This window comes from Priestia sp. BR_2, assembly GCF_041954005.1.
Taxonomy (GTDB): Bacteria; Bacillota; Bacilli; order Paenibacillales; family Paenibacillaceae; genus Paenibacillus_AQ; species Paenibacillus_AQ lautus_A.
In genome coordinates, this window is sequence record NZ_JAVFHM010000323.1 from 1 (window position 1) to 1,073 (window position 1,073).

Here is a 1,073-nt window from a genome sequence, read left to right on the forward strand (position 1 = left end):
GTATTAACAAGTTCCCGTATATTTCCTGGCCATTGATATTCTTGTAAATACCGCATTGCTTCAAAAGAAAAGCTTTTTTTAATGATTCCAAACTTTTCACAAAAACTTTTAAGGTGGTGTATGAGTAATATCTGAATATCCTCTTTTCTTTCTATAAGTGGTGGAATACTCAAACGAATAATGTTTAAACGATAATATAAATCTTCACGGAACTCCCCCTTCTTAACTAGATCTTCTAATCTTTTATTAGTAGCAGCAATAATTCGTACATCTACATGTTGACTTTTCATTCCTCCGACTCGCTCCACTTCTCTGTCTTGTAATACTCGGAGTATCTTAGCTTGCATAAGTAGGGGCATATCTCCAATTTCATCTAGAAATAAGGTACCTTTATGAGCTTGTTCAAATTTACCTGGCTTTCCTCCTTTGCGTGCTCCTGTAAATGCTCCTTCCTCATAGCCAAATAACTCTGCTTCAAGTAATTGTTCTGGAATAGCGGCACAATTGATACTAACAAAGGGGCCTTCTGAAAATGGGCTAGAATAGTGAATTGCTTTTGCGAATAATTCTTTTCCCGTGCCACTTTCTCCAGTAATTAATACGGTAGAAGGCGTTTTTGCTGCTTTTCTAGCAATCTCTTTTACGGTTTGTATTGCCGGACTTTCCCCAATAATTTGATCAAAATGATTGTTATTCTCTGTTTGTTCATGATTAGGCAAATGAGCTTCTGTTACTTTTCGGGACAATTCCTGCATACGTCCTAAAATATTATAAAGCTCACTGACGCCTTCGAAGATAAGCATGCCAATTGCTCCTACAATTTTCCCTTCCTTTCTAATCGGAATGCGATGAACAATCATGTCTTGACCTTGGATACGTTGAACATAACCTCTTTCATCTGTCCCCGTCTCACTAACGATATGCACTCGGGTATTTTCTATAATCTCTGTGACATGTTTTCCAATAGCTTCTTCACGTTTTTTTCCTAAAAAACGGCAGTAGGCCGCATTAAACTCCTTAATAATTCCACCCGTGTCAACAATAACAATACCTTCGTAAGCGCTTTCTAATAC

The 1,073-nt window shown here is 37.5% G+C and carries 1 protein-coding gene; it reads right to left on the bottom strand.

What is annotated here, in order from left to right; genetic code table 11:
• A partial coding sequence (locus RB298_RS28080) for a sigma-54 interaction domain-containing protein (protein WP_486049651.1) occupies positions 1 to 1,073 on the bottom strand: 1,073 nt, incomplete at both ends.